At 34.9% G+C, this 26,036-nt stretch carries 22 protein-coding genes; 2 read left to right on the top strand and 20 right to left on the bottom strand.

What is annotated here, in order from left to right; translation table 11 throughout:
* Position 1: 1 nt before the first annotated feature.
* Entirely contained in the window at positions 2 to 1,765 is a 1,764-nt protein-coding gene (gene sdhA, locus SLH52_RS02430) for a succinate dehydrogenase flavoprotein subunit (RefSeq protein WP_320207714.1), read from the bottom strand.
* 32 nt (positions 1,766 to 1,797) lie between these two features.
* Positions 1,798 to 2,406, bottom strand: coding sequence for a succinate dehydrogenase cytochrome b558 subunit (locus SLH52_RS02425; RefSeq protein ID WP_320207713.1), 609 nt, complete (start codon positions 2,404 to 2,406; stop codon positions 1,798 to 1,800).
* Positions 2,407 to 2,788: 382 nt separating this feature from the next.
* On the opposite strand from SLH52_RS02425, the gene SLH52_RS02420 reads away from it, so the two are divergent.
* Positions 2,789 to 3,241 (top strand): YslB family protein, encoded by a 453-nt coding sequence (locus SLH52_RS02420; RefSeq protein ID WP_320207712.1) that lies wholly within the window; start codon positions 2,789 to 2,791, stop codon positions 3,239 to 3,241.
* Positions 3,242 to 3,605: 364 nt separating this feature from the next.
* Here the strand turns inward: SLH52_RS02420 and uvrC are convergent, their stop codons facing one another.
* The 8 genes from uvrC to SLH52_RS02380 form a co-directional block, all read right to left on the bottom strand.
* Positions 3,606 to 5,384, bottom strand: coding sequence for an excinuclease ABC subunit UvrC (gene uvrC / locus SLH52_RS02415; protein WP_320207711.1), 1,779 nt, complete (start codon positions 5,382 to 5,384; stop codon positions 3,606 to 3,608).
* Positions 5,385 to 5,401: 17 nt separating this feature from the next.
* Positions 5,402 to 6,784 (bottom strand): nucleoporin-interacting protein, encoded by a 1,383-nt coding sequence (locus SLH52_RS02410; RefSeq protein ID WP_320207710.1) that lies wholly within the window; start codon positions 6,782 to 6,784, stop codon positions 5,402 to 5,404.
* Positions 6,785 to 7,119: 335 nt separating this feature from the next.
* A complete protein-coding gene (locus SLH52_RS02405; protein WP_320207709.1) occupies positions 7,120 to 8,052 on the bottom strand; it encodes an FTR1 family iron permease in 933 nt (310 codons plus the stop codon).
* Positions 8,053 to 8,122: 70 nt separating this feature from the next.
* Complete coding sequence (locus tag SLH52_RS02400) at positions 8,123 to 8,884, bottom strand: hypothetical protein (RefSeq protein WP_320207708.1); 762 nt, start codon at positions 8,882 to 8,884, stop codon at positions 8,123 to 8,125.
* A 388-nt stretch (positions 8,885 to 9,272) separates the two neighbouring features.
* Positions 9,273 to 10,034, bottom strand: a complete 762-nt coding sequence (locus SLH52_RS02395; protein ID WP_320207707.1) for a glycosyltransferase family 2 protein — start codon at positions 10,032 to 10,034, stop codon at positions 9,273 to 9,275.
* Entirely contained in the window at positions 10,031 to 11,488 is a 1,458-nt protein-coding gene (locus tag SLH52_RS02390) for an alkaline phosphatase family protein (protein WP_320207706.1), read from the bottom strand. The genes SLH52_RS02395 and SLH52_RS02390 overlap by 4 nt, the downstream gene beginning before the upstream one ends.
* The gene (locus SLH52_RS02385; RefSeq protein WP_320207705.1) at positions 11,485 to 12,435 is read right to left on the bottom strand and encodes a lysylphosphatidylglycerol synthase transmembrane domain-containing protein; all 951 of its coding nucleotides are present in this window, start codon (positions 12,433 to 12,435) and stop codon (positions 11,485 to 11,487) included. Before SLH52_RS02385 ends, SLH52_RS02390 begins: the two co-directional genes overlap by 4 nt.
* 402 nt (positions 12,436 to 12,837) lie before the next feature.
* The gene (locus SLH52_RS02380) at positions 12,838 to 14,046 is read right to left on the bottom strand and encodes a hypothetical protein (protein WP_320207704.1); all 1,209 of its coding nucleotides are present in this window, start codon (positions 14,044 to 14,046) and stop codon (positions 12,838 to 12,840) included.
* Between the two features lie 354 nt (positions 14,047 to 14,400).
* On the opposite strand from SLH52_RS02380, the gene SLH52_RS02375 reads away from it, so the two are divergent.
* On the top strand, positions 14,401 to 15,015 hold the full coding sequence (locus SLH52_RS02375) for a cupin domain-containing protein (protein WP_320207703.1): 615 nt from the start codon (positions 14,401 to 14,403) through the stop codon (positions 15,013 to 15,015).
* A 157-nt stretch (positions 15,016 to 15,172) separates the two neighbouring features.
* Here SLH52_RS02375 and trxA read toward each other — a convergent pair whose 3' ends face one another.
* The 10 genes from trxA to zapA all read right to left on the bottom strand — a co-directional run bounded on the left by trxA (position 15,173) and on the right by zapA (position 25,845).
* Entirely contained in the window at positions 15,173 to 15,487 is a 315-nt protein-coding gene (gene trxA / locus SLH52_RS02370) for a thioredoxin (protein WP_320207702.1), read from the bottom strand.
* Positions 15,488 to 15,769: 282 nt separating this feature from the next.
* Positions 15,770 to 16,747, bottom strand: coding sequence for an electron transfer flavoprotein subunit alpha/FixB family protein (locus SLH52_RS02365; protein ID WP_320207701.1), 978 nt, complete (start codon positions 16,745 to 16,747; stop codon positions 15,770 to 15,772).
* A gap of 373 nt (positions 16,748 to 17,120) precedes the next feature.
* Positions 17,121 to 17,894, bottom strand: a complete 774-nt coding sequence (locus SLH52_RS02360) for an electron transfer flavoprotein subunit beta/FixA family protein (RefSeq protein WP_320207700.1) — start codon at positions 17,892 to 17,894, stop codon at positions 17,121 to 17,123.
* 51 nt (positions 17,895 to 17,945) lie between these two features.
* Complete coding sequence (locus tag SLH52_RS02355) at positions 17,946 to 18,719, bottom strand: enoyl-CoA hydratase (RefSeq protein ID WP_320207699.1); 774 nt, start codon at positions 18,717 to 18,719, stop codon at positions 17,946 to 17,948.
* Positions 18,720 to 18,930: 211 nt separating this feature from the next.
* Positions 18,931 to 19,524: a TetR/AcrR family transcriptional regulator gene (locus SLH52_RS02350; RefSeq protein ID WP_320207698.1), complete on the bottom strand. Its 594-nt coding sequence runs from the start codon at positions 19,522 to 19,524 to the stop codon at positions 18,931 to 18,933.
* A 394-nt stretch (positions 19,525 to 19,918) separates the two neighbouring features.
* Positions 19,919 to 20,326: a DUF350 domain-containing protein gene (locus SLH52_RS02345; RefSeq protein ID WP_320207697.1), complete on the bottom strand. Its 408-nt coding sequence runs from the start codon at positions 20,324 to 20,326 to the stop codon at positions 19,919 to 19,921.
* An 11-nt stretch (positions 20,327 to 20,337) separates the two neighbouring features.
* Positions 20,338 to 22,695: an endonuclease MutS2 gene (locus tag SLH52_RS02340; protein ID WP_320207696.1), complete on the bottom strand. Its 2,358-nt coding sequence runs from the start codon at positions 22,693 to 22,695 to the stop codon at positions 20,338 to 20,340.
* Between the two features lie 45 nt (positions 22,696 to 22,740).
* Entirely contained in the window at positions 22,741 to 24,456 is a 1,716-nt protein-coding gene (gene polX, locus SLH52_RS02335; RefSeq protein ID WP_320208044.1) for a DNA polymerase/3'-5' exonuclease PolX, read from the bottom strand.
* A 578-nt stretch (positions 24,457 to 25,034) separates the two neighbouring features.
* Positions 25,035 to 25,577, bottom strand: a complete 543-nt coding sequence (locus tag SLH52_RS02330) for a CvpA family protein (RefSeq protein WP_320207695.1) — start codon at positions 25,575 to 25,577, stop codon at positions 25,035 to 25,037.
* 7 nt (positions 25,578 to 25,584) lie between these two features.
* Positions 25,585 to 25,845 (bottom strand): cell division protein ZapA, encoded by a 261-nt coding sequence (gene zapA / locus SLH52_RS02325; protein WP_320207694.1) that lies wholly within the window; start codon positions 25,843 to 25,845, stop codon positions 25,585 to 25,587.
* Positions 25,846 to 26,036 lie beyond the last annotated feature (191 nt).

Here is a 26,036-nt window from a genome sequence, read left to right as displayed (position 1 = left end):
CTTACTTCTCCCCCTTCTTTTTCTTCGTATAATCACGCTTACGTGGTTCAATCAATGATACATCAACATCTTCGTAACTAAATTCTGGTGCTGATTTATGATCAACAAACTTTGCCATCGTTGTTTTTAGCCATTCTTCATCATTACGATCTGGGAAGTCAGGCTTATAATGAGCACCGCGACTTTCGTTTCGATTATATGCACCAATCGTTACAACACGTGATAATTGTAGCATGTTTTGAAGTTGACGAGTAAATGATGCACCTTGATTACTCCATTTGGCTGTATCATTAATATTAATATTATCAAAACGTTCGATAAGTTCTTGTATTTTTTCATCTGTTTTTAGTAGCTTATCATTGTGCCTAACAACCGTTACATTATCGGTCATCCATTCTCCAAGTTCTTTATGAAGAATATAAGCATTTTCATTACCATCAAGATTTAAAATATTATTCCATTTGTCAGTTTCTTGCTTCTCAAAGCTTTCAAATAAAGTAGAGGATATATCTTCAGCACTTTTCTCAAGACCATTAATATATTCAACAGCTTTTGGCCCAGCGACCATACCTCCATAAATTGCTGACAGTAATGAATTTGCACCAAGGCGGTTAGCACCGTGTTGAGAATAATCACATTCTCCTGCAGCAAATAGGCCAGGTACATTTGTCATTTGATTATAATCAACCCATAAACCACCCATTGAGTAATGAACAGCAGGGAATATCTTCATCGGTAATTTACGTGGATCATCACCCATAAATTTTTCGTAAATTTCAATGATACCACCAAGCTTAACATCAAGCTCTTTAGGATCTTTATGTGATAGGTCTAAATAGACCATATTTTCTCCATTTATTCCTAGTTTCAAATCAACACAAACATGGAATATTTCACGTGTTGCAATATCTCGTGGAACAAGATTTCCGTATGCAGGGTATTTTTCCTCAAGGAAATACCATGGCTTTCCATCCTTATACGTCCATACACGTCCACCTTCGCCACGTGCTGATTCACTCATCAGTCTCAGCTTATCATCGCCAGGGATAGCTGTTGGATGAATTTGAATAAACTCACCATTCGCGTAACTAACACCTTGTTGATAAACAATCGACGCTGCTGATCCAGTATTAATAACTGAATTAGTTGACTTCCCAAAAACGATTCCAGGTCCACCCGTCGCTAAAATAACTGCATCGGCTTTAAATGATTTAATGTCCATTGTTTTTAAATCTTGACCGACGATACCACGGCAAGTCCCATCGTCATCAATGACAGATCCTAAAAATTCCCAACCTTCATATTTCGTTACAAGCCCACTCACCTCGTGGCGACGAACTTGCTCATCTAATGCATATAGCAGCTGTTGACCAGTCGTTGCACCAGCAAATGCCGTTCTATGATGCTGTGTTCCACCAAATCGACGGAAGTCTAGTAATCCTTCTGGTGTACGGTTAAACATGACGCCCATACGATCTAATAAATGTATAATACCAGGTGCTGCATCACACATTGCTTTTACCGGTGGCTGATTTGCTAGAAAGTCTCCACCATAGACTGTATCATCGAAATGCTCCCATGGTGAATCTCCTTCACCTTTTGTATTTACGGCACCGTTAATACCACCTTGTGCACAAACAGAGTGAGAACGTTTAACTGGTACTAATGAAAATAGATCAACCGCTACTCCTGCTTCTGCAGCTTTAATTGTTGCCATTAAGCCAGCTAGCCCACCGCCGACTACAATGATTTTTCCGTTACTCAAAGTGACTCACCCCTTTAATTGCTTACTTAGATTCAAGTGAATGCTAAAATCGTACGAATACCTACATATGAAAGTGCTACAAACACACCGATCGTTACATAAGTAGAGATTTGTTGTGAACGGGGAGTTACGGTAATTCCCCAACTAACTAGGAATGACCATAATCCATTTGCAAAATGAAAAATAGTTGAAATAACACCAACGATATAAAAACCAAGCATGATAGGGCTTTCTAAAATATTCGCCATCATATCATAATTAACTTCTGCACCGAAAGCTGCTTGAACTCGGGTTTGATAAACATGCCAAGTAATGAAAATTAACGTAATAACCCCTGATATACGTTGTAATAGGAACATCCAGTTTCTGAAAAAACTATAATTGCTTACATTATTTTTAGCTGTGAAAGCAATATACAGCCCGTATATCGCATGAAATAAAATAGGAAGAAAAATGACAAAAGCCTCTAAAACATAGCGATATGGCAGACCTTCCATAAAGTGAGCCGCTTTATTAAACGCCTCCGGACCTCTTGTCGCAAAGTAATTCACAGTTAAATGCTGAATTAAAAATATCCCTACTGGAATGACTCCTAATAGTGAATGTAATCTGCGATAAAAGAATTCACGATTATTTTCCACAGTTATACCCCCTTTGAGTTGAATCATTTTTTTGAAAACTTAAAACAAAAGTAAAATAAAATAAAATCCCATCCCCAATACTTATGATGGGGAAAAAATAAAAAATGAATAGATTGCATTTTTTATCAATATAATGTAACAAATTTATTGTACTCTCATCATTATCAAGCGTCAAGAAAACGTGTTCATAAAATATTCATGAATTTTCTTTTTTTTCGTCATAATCAATCAAATTGCACCGTAATTTTCCATATTCCGGTGATCCACTCTTCATTAAAGACGAACAATCTGTATCCTTAAAAGTTTTCATTGAAAGTAAACAAAAAACTTATGCCTTAATGCTGCTATTGTTATATAATAATTTGGTGAAGAGGGGGTCAAAATGAAAGACTTAATCTATACCGAAGAACATACAGAAGAAAACAATACATCCGTACCTGCTTTTGGGTTAGAAATCTATAGAGAACATGTGCTTCCGAATATTTTCCGAAAAGAATTATCATTTATTATGTATTTATCTGGAAAAGATCTAGCTAGAAAATTTCCATGTAATAATATTGATGAAATCATGTCATTTTTTCATGAGGCTGGGTGGGGGAACTTATCCACTGTAAAAGAAACGAAAAACGAGCTACACCTCGAATTAAATGGACAGCTTGTTGAAAAACGCTTATCATCTGACAATATAACCTTTCAACTAGAAGCTGGTTTTTTAGCGGAACAAATTCAAGGACAAAAACAACTGATTACAGAAGCTTATGAGCAGCAAAAGCCTCGATCGAAAAAGGTGATTTTCACTATAAAATGGGATAGGCATGATATCATTTCTTCATAAACAGCTAGCTCTTCATTAATTATTATATTCAATGTAGGGACGCTCTTTTCGTAAGCTATGATACTATTTTCCTAAACTAGAAGATAATGATGTTGTTATACGTCGTTTTATTGAAGAAAAGATACTATGAAATCTAGGTATGAAAAACAACTATCTATGTGAAAGCAAAAAGACAAATCTGTTTGTTATTTCTTAGTACGATAAATAAGCTATTTTAACGATAGAGACCCTGACAAATATTATCAGGGTCTCTACTCAATTTTGGCTCCTAATGCTTTATGTGATTGACATCGATAATAAAAATAAATGATATGAATCATTAATTCGGCGTAACAATAGTTAATTCTTAAATAAAAACTGTTTATTACTCTTTGTCCTTCATCTTGTTATAAATTTCTTTAGCTACATTTATTGGAATCTGTGCTCTTTGAAGATCTTCTACGGTTGCTTCTTTTAACTTTTTGATTGAGCCAAAATGCTTAAGAAGTGCTTTTTTCCGCTTTTCACCGACACCAGGGATATCATCAAGTATAGATTTAAAAACAGATTTACTTCTTATTTGACGATGGAAAGTAATTGCAAAGCGATGCACTTCATCTTGTATACGTTGAATCAAATAAAACTCTTGGCTATTCCTTGCTAGCGGTACTGTTTGGACAGGATCACCAACAATTAGTTCAGATGTGCGGTGTTTATCATCCTTAACCATTCCTGCAACTGGAACTTCGATTCCTAGCTCATTTTCTAAAACATCTTGAACTGCGGCTAAATGCCCTTTGCCACCGTCAACTAAAATTAAATCTGGAAATGGCATATTTTCCTTTAATACACGAGTGTATCTCCTTCTTACTACCTCGCGCATAGAATCATAATCATCTGGCCCAATGACTGATTTAATTTTGTACTTTCGATACTCTTTCTTTTCGGGCTTCCCATCAATAAAAACAACCATTGCAGATACAGGATCCGTCCCTTGAATATTTGAATTATCGAAGGCCTCTATACGGTGAGGAGTTTCAATTCTCAATTGAGTACCTAAGTTTTCAACAGCCTTAATCGTTCTTTCTTCATCACGTTCGATAAGTGAAAACTTCTCTTGTAAAGCAAGCTTCGCATTTTTCTTTGCTAAATTTAGCAGTTCCTTCTTTTGTCCCCGTTTTGGTTGTAAAACCTGTACTTGTAATAACTGTTCGACTAACTGTTTATCAATATCATTTGGAAGCAATATTTGCTTAGGAATAAAATGCTCTGTTTTCGAATAAAACTGTCCTATATATGTTAAAAAGTCTTCAGTCGGCTCATTGTAAAAGGGGAATATGGACACGTCTCGCTCTATCATCTTTCCTTGACGAATAAAAAATACTTGTACACACATCCATCCTTTATCAAAAGAGTAGCCAAATACATCACGGTTAACTAAATCCTTCATTGTTATTTTTTGTTTTTCCATCGTTGTTTCAATATGTGTAATTTGATCGCGGTATTCTTTAGCTCGCTCAAAATCTAGCTCCTCCGATGCCTTTAGCATTTTTGAAGTTAGTTCTTTTTTTGTTTGTTTATACCCACCATTTAAAAATCGAACGATTTGTTCGACCATTTCTTTGTTTTGCTCTTCAGACACTTCATATACACAAGGAGCTAGGCATTGTCCCATATGATAATATAAGCAAACTCGGTCTGGGAGCGTTGAGCATTTGCGCAGAGGGTACATACGATCCAATAGTTTTTTCGTTTCGTTCGCAGCTTGAACATTTGGGTATGGACCAAAATATTTCCCTTTATCTTTTTTGACCTTCCTCGTAATAAGTAGACGAGGGTGCGTATCTGCTGTGACTTTAATGTAAGGATACGTCTTGTCATCCTTTAACATAATATTATATTTTGGATCAAACTTCTTAATTAGATTAATTTCTAAAATTAAAGCTTCTATATTTGAAGATGTCACGATATATTCAAAATCAACAATTTCATTTACTAGCCGTAACGTCTTTCCATCATGAGAGCCTGTAAAGTAAGATCTGACACGATTCCTTAGAACTTTCGCCTTCCCTACATAGATGACTGTCCCATGCTTGTCCTTCATTAAATAACATCCTGGATGTTCTGGTACAATTGAAATTTTTTCTTTTAAATGATCTGACATGACAATCGCTCCAACCTTTAATCTTTCCACTTATATAAAGTGATTTCTCCATATGAAGGGTCCGACATGATACTCGAAGAGAATGAAGTCACTTCCTCAATAAATCCTGAAACATTAGCCCCTTGTAATTCAAATCCTTTGAGTACATGATCAGTAACATAAATTGTAGCATCGCTATAATATAATTTGTCTTGTAGAAACCTTTCATAAGTAAATATTCTTTTGTGAGGAAAGGACACGTTATTATACTTTAGTACCCTCGTTTCCTCCCAAGTATATAATACAACAAATTCGTTCTTCACATCTAAATAATTGCCTAATTGATGTGTAGCTGGTTGCTCTGTTGCTTGTTCGTAAATTAATTGATATCCTACAACAACTTGGCTAAAGACAATAAATGTTAACATAATAACAAGAAATATGTGAAAGGATCTCTTTAAAATCATAATGAGTAATTGAAAAAGAATTATACCTACTAGAGGCGTTATATGTCTAGGCTTATCAATGTTTTGCGCAAACAATGCCCAGATGAAATACGTTGCCCCTATGATTAATAACCAATAATCCGAGCGAGTGTATGGTTTTTTTGTAAGCAATTTATAACAACAAAAAATGAATAGTACGCTATATACTAACAATAATAAAAATGATTTAGCAGCTATTCCATTCCAGACTATATTTGTTCCAATTAATGTTAATAACCGATAAAAAAAAGACTCACTAGCAGTAACTTGCGTACCACCCCAGTCATTGAAGTGACCGGTTGTAAAAGATAGAGCTAATTTAATAAAGCCACTAACACTTCCTTCAGTCATTATTAATCCTATAACCCAAAATAATTGAAAAATGATTGCAAATACAACTAAACGACTAAGTCTACCAAAAGATTCAAACCTTTTCCAATCATACATCCAAAGAAGTATGATACCGATCCCAAAGGGTAAATAAGATAGGCGAATACCTAAAACGATACTAAAAAAAAGCAGAGGTAATAACTGCAAAACAAATCGATCTGAATTTTTTGCTTGAAATAAACTCCATATATACCACCAAAGAAATGCTATCGCTGAACCTTCTGACATAGGTTGAGTAACAATTAATCCTACGTAACTTGTCGTTTGTATGACTGCTACGACCAAGAGACTTTGTTGTCTATTAATATATTGTCTAGACATCAAATAAATCGGTATAACGGAAGTGATCATCGCTGAAACATTAAAAACCGCTAGTGCTTTGGCTCCATTATCAATGACCGTATTTATTAACATACCACCCAATATAAAATAAGGATAACCAGGGAAATGTGGCTGCATTGATAATAAATCATAACGTGTAAGTGCTAAAGTAAAATCTACCTGATCCCATGTTGCAGCAAAAGGACTGCTATATATTAATTGCAAATAATAATAACAAATTAAAAAAATAATACAAACAGTAACACAAAGTGAAAGTATATTCTTTTTATTATTTTCTAGGAAATGATTCATTAGGTTTTAAGGTCATTGAAAATCAACAAACGTTGATAATCCCCTAGGCTAACCTCCTTAATTCTTACAAATAGAGAAGCATGAAAACGAATTTTCTGTTCATCTTGCAGTTTTAAAAAACATTATTCAACCTCGACACTAAATAGGTTTATGAATTTATTTATTCCTTATACATCAATATAAGATTACTTTAATATGCTGAAAAAAGTACAAGACTACTGTCTCGTACTTTTTAAAAGTATATTTTTTTAAAGCTTTGTTTGGGGTTCAAGTACCTTAACATTGTTTGTTTGTTCTTGTTTGCTCTTCTTCTGCTGCTCTTGGCCATAATGGGATTTAATTAGTAAATAGATGACTACGAAGTACCCTACGTATGCCAACACTTCTTCAATTGACGGCATAGAAGAATAACCGAAAAGTGCTTTTAAGAATATACCAATATCACCCGATAAGAGAGGTGCTACTCCGTTATCTCGCACATAATGCGCGTAATCGATTGGATGTTCTGGTAAAAACCAAGTAATGTCATAGACGTGTGGCATTACACTACCGATAATTTCTAAATCTTGGAGCATTCCGATTCCTTGAACTAATAAACCAGCTGCTATTAAGATTATAAATGCACCAGTTACTTTAAAGAATGTCTTTAATGGAATACGCATTGTCCCTTTAAAGAAGAAGTAACAAATGACTGCAGCAATGAGCATACCCGTTATTGCTCCCCAACCTTCGAGTGCTGCACCAATATTCCCCCCGGTAATAGCTGCAAAGAAAAATACTGTTTCGACACCCTCGCGCAAAACGACTAGAAATGAATGAATAACCATACCAATGATATTGCCTGTTGAAATAAATCGGTTCATTTTGCCTTCTACATTACCCTTAATATCTTTACTATGTGCTGCCATCCAAAACACCATTTGGGTAAGTAACAATGTAGAAACTAAAATAATTCCAATCTTTAAGTACATCTCATTTCCCATGGCTGCAAAACCGGTAAAAACAACTTGGAACAACATCGCTATCCCGACACTTGCTAATACAGCTAATCCTGCTCCTAGCCACACATATTTAGTATATTTTGAATGGTCCATTCTTTTTAAGTAGGTCGTAATGATCCCAACAATGAGCAGGGCTTCAAGAACCTCTCGAAACGTAATTAATAATGCTTGAATTTGCATAGCTTTTCTCCTTCCCCACTAGGAGTATCTCATAAGACGAATTTCAAAACACATAAATGATGCTCATATATTACTTTCTTTTTTTCTTCATAGAATATATAACGATTGCTATTATCACACCAATGATTAAAAGAATTGGAATCCAGTTTGTAAAGTTAGATAAATCTGTCCATTCTTTTTTTCCAGTGTCCGTCAAAGTAGATTCAATATCTTCCTCGTTAAAATGTCCAACTTCAATATTTGACACATTAAGCTGCTCTTGAATTGTCGAAAGAATGATTTCTTTACTTTCTATAAAACTATTAATATCTTCTTCTTTCTCACCTACACCAAATAATCCAGGGTTTCCAAGGGCAGATAATGCAAGATCAAACTCATTTCTTAACGATTGATCCAATTCTTGATCTTTACTCTCGATAAGTGGTGATATTGCTTCATATGTAGCAAATCCCTTTGCTAATAAACGTTTAGATGTATCAAAATCCTCAAAGTTTAGTTCAATACTTTCAAGTCTACGTGCTATATTCAAAACGAGGATTTTTTCTAAGTCCTTAATGACTGCATCTTTATTTTCATCCTCTATATGTTTTATAATTGTTTCTGTTGGCTCTGAGCCCATATGGAGGTCAACATCTTCTTTGACTGTCTCGTAAATGGCTTTAGCCTCAGAAAAATTAGGTGGTTCTTCATTTAATTTTATAAGCATATCCTTATATGCTTCAGCAATCGGCTCCTTATTTGGATCACCATATGAATATGCAAAAACTTGAGTCGTTAATAGCGAATTGAAAATGAATATCAATGTCACCCAAAAAAATAATACCTTTTTCATATAATATTTCCTCCCACACAATTAATGATAATGATTATCATCATTAATGTCAATACTATAAATTAAGAAAAGCATAAGTGTCATCCTATAAGGTTCGTTTAGCTGTTCAATGTTATTTAATCGCAAAGTTGTTGTTTGAAGCCTGTCATATAGAAGAACTTCATTAATATGTGATGAATACTAAGTGATCTCAAATCACCCGAAGCGGCTTTTAGACGCTTGAAGGTGCGGCTATATGCACAAACACCTCCTACATCTCAAAAAAAGCATTTTAGTTATTTATCAGTTATTCTGTAGATCCCTAACGAGTTAGAATAGTAGTTTTTCGCATGTATCTTCGATAAATTGATGAATCAAAATCCTATTTTGCTGACAGAATTTCGTAAGATTAGCTACTTTTTTTAGCTGCTTCTAAAGGTAATATGTGATAATTGTAATCTATTTCTACTTGTTCGACTGGCCTTGTTATTTCTTTTATTATTGCAGGTATCACACTTGTCATATAAGAATTAAATTTGATAAATGATTTACCTTTTGTCCTCACATGATACTTAATGGGAACTTCCTTCACACGAAAACCTTTTCTTACTAAATTCAGCGTGATAACTTGGGCATAATTGTAATCATGAATAATCTCAGCATTTTTCATCGCTTGTAGTGAGAATGCTCTCATACCCGATTGTCCATCATGTATCCACTTTCTTAGCAGGATGGATTGCATAAATGTAAAGCAATAATTTCCTAACCTGCGATGAAGCTTCATTCCTTGAATTGTCCCAAGAAAGCGCGAACCCATTACATAATCATATTCACCTGATAAAATTGGCTGTAAAAGATCAGGAATTTGTGCTGCTGGATATTCATTATCAGCATCTATCATTACACCGATATCCGCACCTAGCCTAACACTTTCCTCTAATCCCTTTCTAACGGCTGCTCCTAAACCTTGATTTGATGAAAATTGATAAAAATAATCCGCACCTGCCTCTTGTGCTACTTTCACTGTTTGATCTGTCGAACCATCATCAATAACGAGTACTTTTACTTCTATCCTGTCATGAAAGTACCTAGGAATTGATTTAATAACCTCAGCAATTGACTTTTCTTCATTGTGGGCTGGTAAAAATACGATTACTGTTTGCTTCATCATTTGTGAACGCCCTTTCTTATCGCATCTACTAAAACTGGTCCACGGCTATGACTCGGGTATGGAGCGCCTAATAAGTAAGCGATTGTCGGCGCAACCGAAACGAGACTTTGCTTTTCGTCAATTCGTTTACCTTTTTCGATATTTGCACCATACATGAAAAATGGAACATACCGTTCTCCCTCATCTAAATGTCCATGACCACCTATCCCATCGGCTTGTCCATGGTCAGCACAAACGATAATTGTTGTGTTTGTCATCTTTCCTTGTTCTTCTAGCCAATCAACATATTCCTTTAGCAAAGTATCTGCTTCTTCAATTTTTTGAATATATTCATCATATAGAACACCACGGCTATGACCTGTTTGGTCTGTACTAATTAACTGGGCAACTAGCAAATCCGGATCTTGTTCGCTCATAATTAGCTTTGCTCTATCAATGATGTTTCTGTCTGCAACATCATTATGCATAACTGCTGTAACGGTTTCCACATCATCACCCATTGAATCAACTAAATGGGCAATGCCTAGCAGTCTTCCTTTTTTACCTACTTTTCGTAATGAGTCAAAGATACTCTCTACTTTAATTCCTAATTTCCACACCATATTTGATTTAATACCGTGTTCAAAAGGATATGTTCCAGTAAACATTGAAGTAAAGCATACAACTGTTCTAGCTGGATATAACGTTTCCATTTGAGAATAGTCTGTACCATTTTTTCTTAAATAATCTAAGAAGGGTGTATCCGCCTCTTCAAATCGCTCTTTTCTCATACCATCAACGACTAAAACAACTACTTTATCACTCATCGCTTCCTCTTGTTCTGGAGCGTTATTTGTTTTTTCACTTATTACTTTTGGCTTCCAATCAAACAAATTTCGATGTAATATCCATGTGAATAATAATAAAAAGACATAAAATACTAATAGAGATGTGTATGATAAATCAATACCCAAGTGCATTTGTTCAAATGTTAAATTCCACAATGATAGTAGTAATAAGAACTTTGGTAATTGCTCCTGTGCATTACCACTCGTGGAGTCACTATTCTTTAGTACGAGCTTCCAAAAACGTGTAAAGTTCCACCACGTTGTTCCAATGCGCAAATGATAATACAATGTACCCCAAAAAAAGACAGTAAAAAAGAAATATAACCCTAAAGCAAATAGTAGTAATGGGACATTAACACTGTTCCAAATAATTAAATAAATAACAAATGGAATCCATAAATAATTGCGTAAAAACAATGGAAAATCATAAATGAAATATAGTATAAAAACAGGGAGTATTAAGATAAAGCTTAATAGAAATGCTGAAAACGATTGTGACTCAAAAAGAGTCGTAAGATTAAATAGAAGCATCGTACCTATTACAAAAATAGGTGTGAATGGCTTCCCTTCATTCAAAAGATTCCAGCACCGAGCTGCAAACTTCTCAAATTTTGACGCCTTTTTCATGAAGAATAGCCTCCTTTTCTTTTTATCCATGTGATGATAGAACTAACAGAAATTGGTGTGAAAATGATAGTTATTATACCTACAATATACGAAAAAATAAATTTAAAAGCATGACTAATAATTGCAATCTCATATGCCTCTTTCATTGTGATGTTTTTTATACTAGTAATGGCAAATGTCATAACCGTTTCATAGGTAGCAAGCCCACCAGGAGTCACCTGAAACACTTGGCCACCGACAGTTAAACTATTTACCCACACAGAATGCAAAAAGGCGAAATTTCCTTGATAAAGGAGAGCGACACCGTATACGACAATGCCTTCACATATCCAGCTTAATAAAACTGTCGAAATGATTAATAACCCCTTCCAACCTTTTAACGCATTTTTCAACAAAGCAATATGCCTTCTCACAAGATTGGCAAACTTCCTTATAAAAACAACGGCAATAATAGTAACCATGAAAAAAACAGCACCATAGAAAAAAATAGATTGCTGCAATGGGAAGCTTTTTAATATAATTATAAAGCCAAATCCTGATATTGACATTAAGATGGCCATATCGATGATGCGTAATACTACGACTGAATGTAATACCTCATCTAGACGGATTAATTTCTCCTTCTTTGCCATCACTCCGATTCTAACAACGTCTCCAACTTTGAAAGGTACTACATGATTAACAAAAAGGCTTAAGAAGATGCCTTGCATACAAGTGATTAACGTAACCTTATCATTTACATACCATTTCCAGGCTAACGACCGCAAGATAAATGACAGTCCATAAACTACAAACATGACAGCTAATAATAGTGGTGTATTTATAAGTTTTTTTATTGATAATAGCAAGTCAGAACTATTAAACAGTATGGATGATAAGATTATAAAGATAACTACAGAACAAATCCCAATTGCTTTTACCAACAGTGAAAGATTACTTCTTTTCATACTCTCTTCCCATTCATCTTTACTCTGTACTTTAAGATATTACCATAAGTGTAACACTTAAAATATATTTTTTACAAAGGCTGTTTGGATACACTGTAGTTCATGACATTTATCCAATGACCTACCTTACCTAACCTTTTTTCTCAAGTTTAAATTGCATTGAAGTTTACAAAAGGCTGTTTTCCCATTGATTGTAGCTATTCGTTTTGAGATACAATTCCGTAAACACCTAGCGTATGTGGGCTTTTTCAACTTCTGTTATTATTTTACCTCTCTTCAATCTCATCCTACTGTCCAAATTATAACAATAGCAACATATTTTACGAACAGAGCCCTACGAAAGCTCCCTTTCGAAATGTTATTTTTTTTTCAAACAAAGAGCCGCAAAAAGCGGCTTCTGTGTTATTCATTAATTAATTTGTCAAGTGTAACAACGATTGATTCACTAATAGGTGCTGCTTCATCACCCTTATTCTCGCTAACTGCATCATACCATTTTTCTGCTTGTTCTATGAGTGCTATTCTGTCATCTCCAAGCTCTAGCTCGATAGCTTTAACAAACATATTTCCTTCTAATGCTTCGATTGTCGCTTCATTCACGTTACCTTCATCTAAAGCAATTACTACTTTCTCGTGATATACTTTTGCTTTTCCTACAAATGCTTTTGTAAATAAGTCATGTACTTGCTCTGCTTTAATATCAACAGGATTTGTCATATTTAAAGAGAATAATTCATCTAGTTGTTGAGCGGCCGCTTCATCGCCACCTGATAAAGACCCTTTAATTGCTTGGAAGAAGCCCCATGCTTCAGCTTGCATGATCGTTAGGTCTAATTCATCAGCATTTCCTTCTGCTACTGCTGCTTCAATTTTTTCTGCGTAAGATTGAGCTGCTAAATAGTAGCTACGGTAAATTGATTTATCAGTTAATTGAACAAGTACTGAAAAGTCTTCAATATTTCCTTCATTTAATGCTATCTCTTGAGCTGCAAGCCCTGCTTGAATGCTCTGTTCCATACTAGAAGTATCTGTTAATTCATAATAACTATCACGTTTCACAGCTGTTGGTATAATCACTTCTTGTGCTAAAAGCTTTAATTCTGCAAAAGCTAATTCAGCATCCGCTTGCTTTTCCTCTTCTAAAAATGCAATCACATCTTTATGTAAACTCTTTTGCTTTTGATAGAAGTAGGATTGTGTTAATTTATCAATTATTTGTTTGGCAATATTTGCATCTAGTTCACCTGCTGCTGCTGCATCCTTTGCCGTTACAATCGCTTGATCGAAATCACCATTTGTTTCAGTGATCGCATCTTGAAGGTCTGCCTCGTATAAGCTACCTACCTTATCCCAATCTACTGGATTTCCTTCTTTTGCATTACCAAGCTCTTCAATCATTAATTTATATGCTTCAATTTGCTTTGATGTAATCGAATCTTCTACAGATACCTCAGCAGTTTCATCAGAAGTTTGTTGTTCCTCAACTTGTTCAACAGATGCTTCTTCTTTTTTATCAGTAGATGTTTCCTCTGTATCAGAACTACATCCTGCTAGCATACCGCCAGCAAACAATATACTTGAAAATAAAGTAATAACTTTTTTCTTATTCACTAAAAACCTCTCCCTGAATGTGTTGTGTTTTATTGATAATGATTTTCATTACAGGTTGAATTATACAGAGAATGATTTTCAATGTCAATGGTATTTCATAAAAAGGTTGATTGCTAGTTTATAGATTACTAGTCAATTCAACCAATTGTTGTAATAATTCTCATCCTTCTTTACGATGCATAAGTCAAGTTTGTTATGTAAGCTTAAATTAATCAAGGTTGCTTTCGCATTAATTGTTGCTTTTCGTTCTTACATAGAAGCGCACGCATATAGCTAACGTACGAAGCATCTGACCTATTCTCATCATAGCAACTAATTTAAGAAAAAAGAGCCTTATTCAAAGGGGGAATATAAATGAAAGTTTTAGATTTAGTGAATACACCTGTTTCAGCTTCAAAATTAGAAGTCATCTTTAATAGTGCTTCCAAAAATACGGCACTTTTCGAATGTGTGCTGCTACCTCAAGAGGAGATCAAACCACATATACACTCCTTTGGAGAAGACTGTGCAGTCGTTCTTTCAGGAGAATTGACTTATTACGTATCTAATAATCAAATGATAACCGCTACAGCAGGAGATCTTGTTTTAGGATGGCAAAATGTTATTCATGGCTACAAAAACAATACAAATAACCCACTTCATCTGCTTATTTTTGCATCGCCGCGGGAATTTTTTATTTCACCAACAGCAATCGAGTATAAATACGTAGCGGATGATGAGCCAATTGTTATTCATTTACCAATTGAACAGCGTATCATTCGTTCTACCCAGCAAAGAGTCATAGAATCACAATATTCATCATTCTCCACTCTTCAAATAGAAGGTGTGCACCAAAGGGAGTATAACAATGAAATGCAAGCTTTTGTAGATTATAAAAATAAACGAGTTTATATATATGAAGATGAGCCTGTTGAATTACCAGTAAAACAAGCCACATATTTCATTAAATATGAATACTCTTACAAATAGAAATAGCTGTATTATGACAAACCAGAGCAGACAACTTAACGAAATAATCATCATTCATTAGTAATAATGAAAATATCCTTGGAAAATAAAAAAAGGAGATAAGACACTAATACACTTTGTCGTTATCTCCTTGCTTATTTACAATGTAATTTATCGCTTAAACGTGCTTTGACAATAAATCAGCTAATGCTTCTTTAGGTTGGAAACCAACCACTTTATCAACTACTTCACCATTTTTGAAAACTAATAATGTTGGGATGCTCATTACACCAAATTTTGCTGCAGTTTCTTGGTTATCATCAACGTCAAGCTTAACAATTTTTACTTTATCTCCCATTTCTTGATCTAACTCTTCAAGTACTGGAGCAATCATCTTACAAGGTCCGCACCATGGTGCCCAAAAGTCTGCTAGTACTACTCCATCACTAGTTTCAGTTGTAAAATTTTGATCAGTAACATGTGAAATTGCCATGTTTATCTTCCTCCTAATTATCTACTTCTTTTAATACATCAAAGTATATCACTGTATGGTTTTGGATGCTAATTTTTTGCTTCAGTTGTATTTTTGCCTTCAAGATTATATTTTACTTCAGTAAATTTCGAATTAACTAATCTTCTTCATTAAGGGTATTTTCTGTCGTCTAGCATTGTAAAAAGGACTTCACCCTTGTTACTTATTTAGTAAACACAGGGAAAGTCCTTTTAGCACATGTCAAAAGATTATTTTATTGACTACACCATTTGGTGTTTAAATTTATGAAAGAACTTTTAATTTCTTAAATTCTTCTGTTAGTAACGGAACAACATCAAATAAATCACCGACAATTCCATAGTCTGCTACATTAAAGATATTTGCCTCTGCATCCTTATTAATTGCAACGATAACTTTCGAATTAGACATACCTGCTAAATGTTGAATAGCGCCTGAAATTCCACATGCTATATATAAATCAGGTGTGACAACTTTTCCTGTCTGACCAATTTGTAACGAATAGTCACAGTATTCAGCATCACAAGCCCCACGTGAAGCACCAACTGCCCCGCCAAGTACATCTGCTAGCTCTTTTAATGGCTCAAACCCCTCTTCACTTTTTACACCTCTTCCACCAGCTACAACTACTTTAGCTTCTGACAAATCTACTCCTTCGGAAGCCTTTCTAACGACTTCTTTAATAATTGTTCTGAGGTCCTTAATATCAACTGATAATGAAGAGACTTCACCAGTTTTAGCTTCATCCTTTTCTAGTGGAGCAATGTTATTTGGACGTACTGTAACAAAGATTTTGTCATCAGTTACAATCTTCTTTTCAAATGCTTTACCAGAATAGATAGGACGTGTAAATACAATATTTCCTCCTACACTTTCCACAGTAGTTGCATCAGATATTAACCCACTGTCAAGTTTACTCGCAATTTTAGGTGCTAAATCTTTACCTAGAGCGGTATGTCCTATCACGATTCCGTCTGGTTGCTCAGCATCAATTGCAGCAAGAAGTGCCTGAGAAAAACCATCTGTAGTATATGCATTTAATTTTTCATCTTCTACTATAACAACACGGTCTGAACCGAAATAGATCATTTCATTAGCTACACTTGATACAGCATCTCCAATTAGTACTGCAACTACTTCGCCGCCTTCTGCAACTGTTTTTGCAGCTGCAACCGCTTCGAACGACACATTACGTAATGTGTTATCACGAACTTCCCCTAGTACTAAAACTTTTCTAGCCATTTTTATTCCTCCCGAATACACTATTTTTAAGATTAGCACAAGCGGTTTGATCTCCCCCGACGAGTGCCTTCATGTAGAAATGATTAAGTGACCACTTGGTAATGCATACTGGAGCATGGCACATGTTACCCCTACTCCACCCAAAGTCAGCCCTTGCCATTTTGAATAATTTCCATACAATCCTCATTTATCTAGGCTGTTTGCGCATAGATTGTTGTTATTCGTATTGATAGTTAAACACAAACACAACTAAATTTCGTGGCATCTTTTCTTCTATTAATAGATTATTATTGAGTAAAATGACACCTTTAACTTCTAGCTTAGGAACTATAGAAACAAAGTTTACGAAAAGAGCCTTTACTTAATAATGAATTTATAAAACCTTCGCTTCAGAATGTAGTAACGATACGAGTTCTTTTACTTGATCAGGAATGTCGCCTGCTAATATTTTTCCTGCTTCTTTTTTAGGCGGTAAATATATTTCAATTGTCTTCGTTTTTGGAGCTACATCGTCTTCATCTAAATCTAAATCATCTAATTCAAGCTCTTCTAACGGCTTTTTCTTAGCTTTCATAATACCTGGAAGTGATGGATAACGTGGCTCATTTAAACCTTGTTGAGCTGTGATAAGTAATGGTAATGTCGTTTCAATAATCTCTGAATCTCCTTCTACATCACGAACAACTGTAGCTTTATTACCATCAATGTCTAGTTTTGTTATTGTAGTAACATATGGCATCCCAAGTATTTCTGCAACGCGTGGACCAACTTGACCAGAGCCACTGTCAATTGCTACATTCCCTGCTAAAATTAAGTCAACTTCCTGTTCCTTTAAATACTCTGCAATTATTTTAGCAGTTGAATATTGATCGCTCTCTTCTAAATCTTCTTCTGTATTAATCAATACAGCCTTATCGCATCCCATTGCTAACGCTGTTCGAAGTTCCTTTTCAGATTCTTCTCCCCCAACAGTTACGACAGTTATTTCTCCACCATGCTCATCTCGAATTTGAATTGCTTCCTCAACAGCATATTCATCGTAAGGGTTAATAATGAATTCAGCCCCATCTTCATTTATTTCACCATTTGAAATAACAATTTTCTCCTCAGTATCAAATGTTCTTTTTAATAATACATAGATGTTCATTCTATTCCCTCCAATTTACTCTTCAAAATATTTTAACATCTCAAACTATTGTTACTTTCCTTTAAAAGTTGGTGCCCTTTTTTCTAGAAATGCACTAATACCTTCGCTAGCATCTTCTGTTGCAAAAACTTTCCCAAAAAGCTCTGCTTCCCGCTTAACTCCAGAATAGTATTGATCAGCTTTTGTGTATTTTAATAATTCAATTACAGCTGAAACAGATATTGGACTTTTTCCAGCTATTTTTAAAGCTAGTTTACTAGCTTCTTCTAACATAACTTCTTCAGGAAACGCGTGGTTAGCTAAGCCTAATTTTACAGCTTCCAAACCAGAAATTGGCTCGCTCGTTAGCATCAATTCAGCTGCCTTAGCAGTACCTACATACCGTGGTAAACGCTGTGTACCTGCAAAGCCTGGTATTAAACCTAATTGAAGTTCTGGTAAGCCAAGCTTTGCGTTGTCAGTTACAATGCGTATATGACAGCTCATTGCAAGCTCTAAACCTCCTCCAAGCGCAGCTCCATGAATTGCTGCAATAACAGGTTTTGAAAATAACTCAATTCTTTCAAATAATTGTTGACCAGTTTCTGATAGGACCGAGAACTCTTCACTGCTCTCTACAGTCGTAAATTCCTTTATATCAGCTCCTGCGGAAAAGAAGCGCCCCTCACCTTGTAATAAAATGACCCTCACATCATCATCTTTTTCAAAGTCATCTAATCTTTTTGAAAGCTCTTTCAAAACTAAAGATGACACAGCATTCGCTGGAGGATGATCCAAAGAAACTGTTGCGACATAGTTTGCTATATGACATTTTGTATATTCCATACTTTCACCCCTTCTTTCTGAAAGGCTCTTTTCACAACTTTTATTGTTAATATTTTAATACTACAACATCAAAGCGAGGTTTTATGCAATTGGTGAAATTTTCATTTCAAGGAAATGATCATAAAACCATAGAAGTACACTTATGTGTGAAGACAAGCCATTTGCAGTGTCAAAACTGGCATAGAACGTCCAGTTTTGACCATTTGTTTAATTAACTAATCTCAGTTGACCCACATCCGCTAACTACTAAATGGTGCAGAGGATATGCTAATGTCACTAGATCATACTTTTGATCATTCATTACCCACGATGTTACTGTTTCATCAATCGTTCCAAATATCATCTGTCTTGCTAGGCGTATGTCTAAATTTTTGCGAAATTCACCTCTATCGATTCCTGCAAGTATTATATGGTCCAATACTTTTAAATAGCCTTTTAACACATCGTTTATTTTTACACGTATCTCTTTATTAGATTGACGTAATTCCAACTGAGTAACGATCGCTAAATGATGATCATCTGATAATAATTTGAAGTGTTTTTCAATCAACAGTAATAACTTCTCTTTAGCTGATTCCATTCCTGCAATTTCTTCACTAATTTTTTCTATAAAACTCCCCATTTTCTCTTGAAATAAAGATATCAATATATCTTCTTTGTTTTTAAAATATAAATATATAGTTCCATCTGCAACCCCAGCTTGTTTTGCAATTTTTGAAACTTGAGCTTGATGATAGCCATTCTCTGCAATTACGATTACAGCTGCATCAATGATTTTCTTGTATTTCGGTTTGTTACGCTTCACTATAACTCGTCCCTTCAAAAGGATGTTCAAAAAGAATGGTAAAAATGATGCTTTTGGACGTTACAGCAGTCCATGCCAATACAGCAAGTTTCACGCCCTGCTCTTCTAACCTTCTTATCCTCCTTTTGAACACTCACCTCATTAAATGAATGAATCATCATTCATATTTTAATAATAAAACAGGACTGTTTTTCTTGTCAAGTATATAGTGACTAAATAGACCCTTTCACCGTATGCTCATGTGAAAGGGTACTAAATATTATTGTATATTACAGAATAGCTATCCTTTTTCTTACCCCGTAAAGAAAAGCATATATATGATGCCTATTAATACAAAGATTCCACATAATACAAGTAGAACTTTTGCTAAAGTTTCCATTCTAACTAATCTCTCCTAACCTATCCCTGCTCCAATCACATAGGATAATCCTACTGAAATAATCATTGAAATAAAACCGACAGCCCTATTATCGCTCTCAATTTCTTCATCAATTTTAAACATTGGTGTTAAAAACTCGTAAATAAAGTAGCCACTGAGGAGTAATATAAAACCAAAAAGTCCCCAGCCCATCATCGTTAATAAAGAATCATGATGACCGATGGAAAATCGAAAAATATTTGCTAAACCGAAAATCTTACCTCCGGTAGCCATGGCAACAGCAATGTTTCCTTTCTTTATTTGTTCCCAATTTTTATACTTTGTTACAATCTCAAAAATCGCTAAAAATATAATAATTGAAAGCACAACAACACTGTAATATGCTGCTGTTTGCACAAGTTCATTTTCCCAAAATGAGCTCATTTTCGCTCCCCCTATTTCAATTCTACAATAGAAATTCCTGAACCACCTTCACTCGCCTCACCATAACGAACTTTTTTAACAGCTCTGTGATTTTTTAAAAGGTCCTGAACTCCTTTTCTTAGAGCGCCAGTTCCTTTTCCATGTATGATAGAAACTCGTGGGTATCCAGCAAGTATTGCATCGTCAAGATACTTCTCTACACGAAGTATCGCATTTTCAAATCTTTCACCTCGTAAATCTAATTCAAGGCTGACATGGTACTCTTTTCCTTTGATTGCTACAAGAGGCTTCGTTTCTATCGGTTTTGGACGACTAGCATATTGAAGATCTGATTCTTTCACTTTCATTTTCATAATTCCTAGTTGCACTAGCCACTCTTTCGATGAAGCCTTTTCTAGTAAATGCCCTTTTTGATCAAGGCTAATTACTTTCACTTCGTCACCAGGTTGGAGGCTTTGTTCATTCTTTTTGCGAATGATATTATTCTTACTTTTATTAAGCTTTGGAGCGGCAGCTTCAAGTCGTTTCTTTGCATCAATAAGCTCGTGCTCTTTCACCTGTGCATATTGTTCCTTTTGAATTTTACGTAAATTCCCAATAATCGATTCTGCTTCTTGTTTTGCAATATTAACAGTTTCGCGAGCTTTTTGTTCTGCTTGTTCGAATATCACATCTTTTTGACTAGCAAGCTCAGTCATTTGATCTTCAAGCTTCTTATGAAGATCCTTTGCTTCTTTCCTAAGTCGCTCAGCTTCCTCTAGCTTCTCTTCCGCATGCTTTTTACTATCTTCCAAGGAAGCAATCATATTCTCCACAGTATTACTTTCAGTACTAATTTGCTTTTTAGCTCGATATATGACCTGTTCGTCTAAGCCTAAACGTCTTGATATGTCAAAAGCATTACTTCTCCCAGGAACTCCAATAAGCAAACGATATGTAGGACTCAACGTCTCTACATCAAATTCCACACTAGCATTAATTACTCCATCTCTATTATATCCATATGCTTTAAGCTCTGGATAGTGTGTCGTAGCTACCACCCTTGCTCCTTTTTGGTAGACTTCGTCCAATATAGAAATAGCTAATGCCGCACCTTCCTGTGGATCTGTTCCCGCTCCTAACTCATCAAACAGCACAAGACTTTCACTATTAAACTGCTGTAAAATGTCTACAATATTTACCATATGTGATGAAAAAGTACTTAAACTTTGTTCTATAGATTGTTCATCACCTATATCTGCATAAATCGAGGAGAAAACAGACATTTCAGAACCATCTTCAGCAGGGATTTGCAGCCCAGACTGTGCCATTAACGTACATAAACCAATCGTTTTTAGCGCAACTGTTTTCCCCCCAGTATTTGGTCCAGTTATTAAGATAGTAGAATAATCTTTTCCTAGCTCTATATCGTTAGGTACCACTTCATCAGGATCAATTAATGGATGCTTTGCTTTAACCAATCTAATATAACGATCATTGTTCATCACTGGCTTTGATGCTTTGATACTGCGAGCATATTTGGCCTTTGTAAACATAAAGTCAATTTCAGCTAGTATGTCAATATTATGTAGTAACCCATCAGCTTCTTCTGCTACATTTACCGTTAATTCATGTAGTATTTTCTCAATTTCTTGCTTCTCTTTTATTTTTGCCTCATGTAAAAGGTTATTTAGTTCAACGACAACTTGCGGCTCAATAAACAATGTTGCACCAGATGAAGATTGATCATGAACGATACCACCGTAAGAACTCCGATATTCTTGTTTTACTGGGATAACAAAGCGATCATTTCTAATTGTAATAATAACATCTGATAGCTTTTTTTGGGCTGAGCTCGACCTAATAATACTTTCTAATTTTTCACGAATGCGGGCTTCACTCGTTCTTAATTGCTGTCTTATTGTTCGCAGCTTAGAACTAGCATGATCATAAATCTCTCCATAATCATTTATACATTGCTTAATTGAGTCTTCCAATTCTTTAAATGGAATTAGTTCAGAACTTAACTCGTGAAAATATGGGATGTCATGATCATCTTCAATCATATCACTCGTAAATTTTTGAATTTGCCTTCCCGCATATATTGTATTTGCAATATCCAATAGCTCTTCAGGATGTAACGTACTGTTGATCTTTGCTCTTTTCACGTTTGATCGAATATCAAAAATCCCCCCTAAAGGAACATTGCCTTTTAATCGAAGTATTTTGACAGCCTCATCTGTTTGCTCTTGTAATTTAACTACTTCTTCAAATATTGTAGCTGGCATTAACGTATCTACCTTTGCTTTCCCTAATGAAGAAGCAACATGAGTAACCAATATATCTTTTATTTTGTTAAATTCTAATGTTTTTAAAACTCGTTCTAGCATGATGTTTTCCTCCTTATGCTTGGAGAGGTCAAATATATGTTAGTATTATTTCTCATGTCGATGTAAAAAAGCCCGAACACTTTCTACGTCCCATGTATTAATCACATTTGCGCTTTTTACCCAACCCTTCATTGCAGTTGATACACCGATCGACATATCCTCAAGCATTTCAATATTATGAGCATCCGTATTTATGACAATCTTCAATCCTGCCTGTTGCGCTTTTCGAAGGTGATCTGATGAAAGGTCTAAACGGTTTGGGTTTGCATTTAACTCTAACGCGGTATTAGTCTCCTTTGCGAGTTCAATTAGCATATCAACATCTACATCATACCCCATACGCCTCCCAATCAACCTGCCTGTAGGGTGAGCAATTATATCAACATGATGATTACGTAATGCTGTTGTTAACCTCTCCATTATGATCTCTTTTGGTTGAGAGAAACTAGAGTGAATGGATGCAATAACAATATCCATATCCTTCATGACCGAATCATCATAATCTAATGTACCATCTGGTAATATGTCCATTTCTACACCAGCGAATATGACAAAATCATCATATTTTTTATTTAACCTTCTAATTTCCTCTCTTTGAGCCTTTAAGCGTTCAACTGTTAAGCCATTAGCTACTCGTAAGAACTGTGAATGATCCGTAATGGCCATATACTTATATCCCTTATCCCTACACACTTCAGCCATCTCTTCTATTGAATACGCACCATCGCTCCATGTCGAATGCATATGTAGATCACCTTGAATATCTTCTAAGGAAATTAAGTCTTTTGAATGAAAGGATGTAGTTACTTCACTACCATCTTCACGAAGTTCAGGTGGAATATAATTCAAGTCAAAATAAGAATAAAAATCTTCTTCTGAAGAAAAAGTCGTCGTTTCTCCTGTATTTATATTCTCGACACCATACTCACTTATTTTTTCACCTCGTTCTTTTGCTAATTGACGCATACGAACATTGTGGTCTTTAGAACCAGTGAAATGGTGTAGTGTCGTAGCAAATTCAAGAGGTGAAACCAAGCGAAAATCGACAGAAACTTCATAATCATATTGTAATTGAACTGAAACCTTTGTGTCTCCATTTGAAATGATAGTTGTCATATGTTTAAGCTCTATAAGTTGTTTTCTAACTATATCACGGTCATTTGTAGCAATAATAAAGTCTAAATCTTTGATTGTTTCTTTCATTCTTCTTAAACTGCCAGCTCTTGAATATTGTATCACGCCATCCATAGATGCTAATGCCTGTTCAATTTCATTAGCTATCGGCAGCATAAATGCAATAGGCAACCTTTCGGGCCGAGAGCCCATATCTTCAATAGCAGCAAGGATTTTTTCCTCTGTTTTTTTCCCGAATCCGGCTAATGCTTGTACCTTATTTGCAATACAAGCCTCCTTTAATGAAGCAGCGTCAACAACTGCTAATTCTTTATAGAGCTTTGCAATTTTTTTGCCGCCTACCCCAGGTAATTTCAATAATGGAATAAGACCCGTTGGTACTTCTTTTTTCAATTCTGTTAATAAAGAGGACTCTCCACTTTCAATAAACTCCGAAATGACCGTAGATGTACCTTTACCTATTCCTGGTATATCAGTAAAGGTATTAATTGAAGAAAGGCTTCGATCATCGTTTTCTAACGCTGATGCTGCTTTACGAAATGCTGATATTTTAAAAGGATTTTCTCCTTTTAGTTCCATATATATTGCAATTGATTCAAGTAGCTTAATAATTTCTTTTTTATTCATCTCCAACGATACCACTCCTTTGATTCTGTCTTAATATAAGAAAAGTGTCATGGCTATTATTACTTTATCTTTTTAAAAGGCTCTTTTCATAAACTTTGTTGCTATAGCTCTTAACTAGAAGGTTTTTACTCAAAAGTCATTGTTTTATAGCAGAATAGATGCCACGAAATCTAGTCGTATTCTTGTATATTTTATGTATACAAAAAACATCATACTCGAAAACAGCCTTTTAGAAATAATGACGTAAATTGCTCCAGACTAGACAATAAGAGGGTGTATACAAAATTGAACATACCATAAGAGCGTATATCGTGAAAAGCCTTACTTTTCTATAAAAATAATACAGTTTTTTTCAAAAAATGTACAACTACGAAATAGAAATAGCTCTTGTCGTAAAATTTGTTTCTTATGACAAATTAAAGCGGCTATCAGTTGACATCATTTTCAAACTAGAAAAGGTGCCACGAACGTTAGATGTCTAAGAGTTTATAACTTAGTGCGAAAACAAAAAGAGGGTAATTCACACCAAAAACAACTGGTCGATGAACTATCCTCTAAAAACGGATTTCACTCCAAATTTATCCCGCAACATACTCAAACCAAAGATCTTTAATCATTGATGAAAAAATTGGGGTGTGTTTTATCATCATATTAGCCACAAATGAATCTTGTATAGGCATTTGAATAAAGTCTATTGGTAACAATGCTACAATATAAAGCACAACAAATAAGATGATGTAAACTTCTAAGAAACCTAGAATAGCTCCTGCCCATCCATTGATTTGTTTTAAGATTGGTAAATTAGCAACAAAGTCAAGCATCGATCCAATAATCTGCATAATGATCTTGACCATTATAAATATGATAACAAAAGCGATTGCTCTATAATATGCATCCTCTAGGTTCATATTTTCAAATAAAGAATTTAATGCACTCCCTTCACCAATTGTTGGATATGGAATCCAAAGAATTAATTTGGGTGCTAGTGTGTCATAATAGATTGATGCTAAAACAAATGCAACAATTAACCCAAAGAAGTGAATAATTTGAAGTACGAATCCTCTCTTTAAGCCTATTAAAAATCCTGCAATAAGAATAATTATTAAAATAAGATCAAGCATTTAAAATTCAATCCTTTTCTTTGTTTACTTGTTGTTCTAGTTTTTCACATTTTTCGGTCAGCTTTACGTAATCATGAACTACGTTAACAGCGGTTAACACCGCTAATTTATGAACGTCTAAATAAGGGTTTTTCCTACCTATTTCTCTCATTTTTTCATCTACTATTGAAGCTACTTTTAGCACATGACTAGTATTCTCTGATCCTACAATTGAATATTGCTGACCATATATATCAACAGTTGTTCTCGTTTTAGATTTCTCTGACAACTTGTTGTCCCCCATTTCATCAAAATCCTAATCTTTATCATACCATGAATAAAGTAGTTGTGGAAAGAATTCCATAATAGAAATGAATACAGAGTATAATGAAGGTATAATGGGGGTATAAAGATCATGGGGTACTATATTTATATAAATCTCTGAATTTGCCTCTTGAGTATTATGATTGATGATATTAG

This window comes from Cytobacillus sp. IB215665, assembly GCF_033963835.1.
GTDB lineage: Bacteria > Bacillota > Bacilli > Bacillales > SM2101 > Nanhaiella.
Note: the sequence above shows the minus strand (reverse complement) of the source record. Positions and strands in the feature narration are given on the sequence as shown.

Excerpts from the sequence above, each read along its gene's own strand:
- SLH52_RS02420 (WP_320207712.1), top strand. The coding sequence starts at position 2,789 with ATGAAAGACTTAATCTATACCGAAGAACATACAGAAGAAAACAATACA.
- uvrC (WP_320207711.1), bottom strand. The coding sequence starts at position 5,384 with ATGTCAGATCATTTAAAAGAAAAAATTTCAATTGTACCAGAACATCCA.
- SLH52_RS02405 (WP_320207709.1), bottom strand. The coding sequence starts at position 8,052 with ATGCAAATTCAAGCATTATTAATTACGTTTCGAGAGGTTCTTGAAGCC.
- SLH52_RS02400 (WP_320207708.1), bottom strand. The coding sequence starts at position 8,884 with ATGAAAAAGGTATTATTTTTTTGGGTGACATTGATATTCATTTTCAAT.
- SLH52_RS02395 (WP_320207707.1), bottom strand. The coding sequence starts at position 10,034 with ATGATGAAGCAAACAGTAATCGTATTTTTACCAGCCCACAATGAAGAA.
- SLH52_RS02390 (WP_320207706.1), bottom strand. The coding sequence starts at position 11,488 with ATGAAAAAGGCGTCAAAATTTGAGAAGTTTGCAGCTCGGTGCTGGAAT.
- SLH52_RS02385 (WP_320207705.1), bottom strand. The coding sequence starts at position 12,435 with ATGAAAAGAAGTAATCTTTCACTGTTGGTAAAAGCAATTGGGATTTGT.
- SLH52_RS02375 (WP_320207703.1), top strand. The coding sequence starts at position 14,401 with ATGAAAGTTTTAGATTTAGTGAATACACCTGTTTCAGCTTCAAAATTA.
- trxA (WP_320207702.1), bottom strand. The coding sequence starts at position 15,487 with ATGGCAATTTCACATGTTACTGATCAAAATTTTACAACTGAAACTAGT.
- SLH52_RS02365 (WP_320207701.1), bottom strand. The coding sequence starts at position 16,747 with ATGGCTAGAAAAGTTTTAGTACTAGGGGAAGTTCGTGATAACACATTA.
- SLH52_RS02360 (WP_320207700.1), bottom strand. The coding sequence starts at position 17,894 with ATGAACATCTATGTATTATTAAAAAGAACATTTGATACTGAGGAGAAA.
- SLH52_RS02355 (WP_320207699.1), bottom strand. The coding sequence starts at position 18,719 with ATGGAATATACAAAATGTCATATAGCAAACTATGTCGCAACAGTTTCT.
- SLH52_RS02345 (WP_320207697.1), bottom strand. The coding sequence starts at position 20,326 with ATGAGCTCATTTTGGGAAAATGAACTTGTGCAAACAGCAGCATATTAC.
- SLH52_RS02340 (WP_320207696.1), bottom strand. The coding sequence starts at position 22,695 with ATGCTAGAACGAGTTTTAAAAACATTAGAATTTAACAAAATAAAAGAT.
- polX (WP_320208044.1), bottom strand. The coding sequence starts at position 24,456 with ATGAATAAAAAAGAAATTATTAAGCTACTTGAATCAATTGCAATATAT.
- SLH52_RS02330 (WP_320207695.1), bottom strand. The coding sequence starts at position 25,577 with ATGCTTGATCTTATTTTAATAATTATTCTTATTGCAGGATTTTTAATA.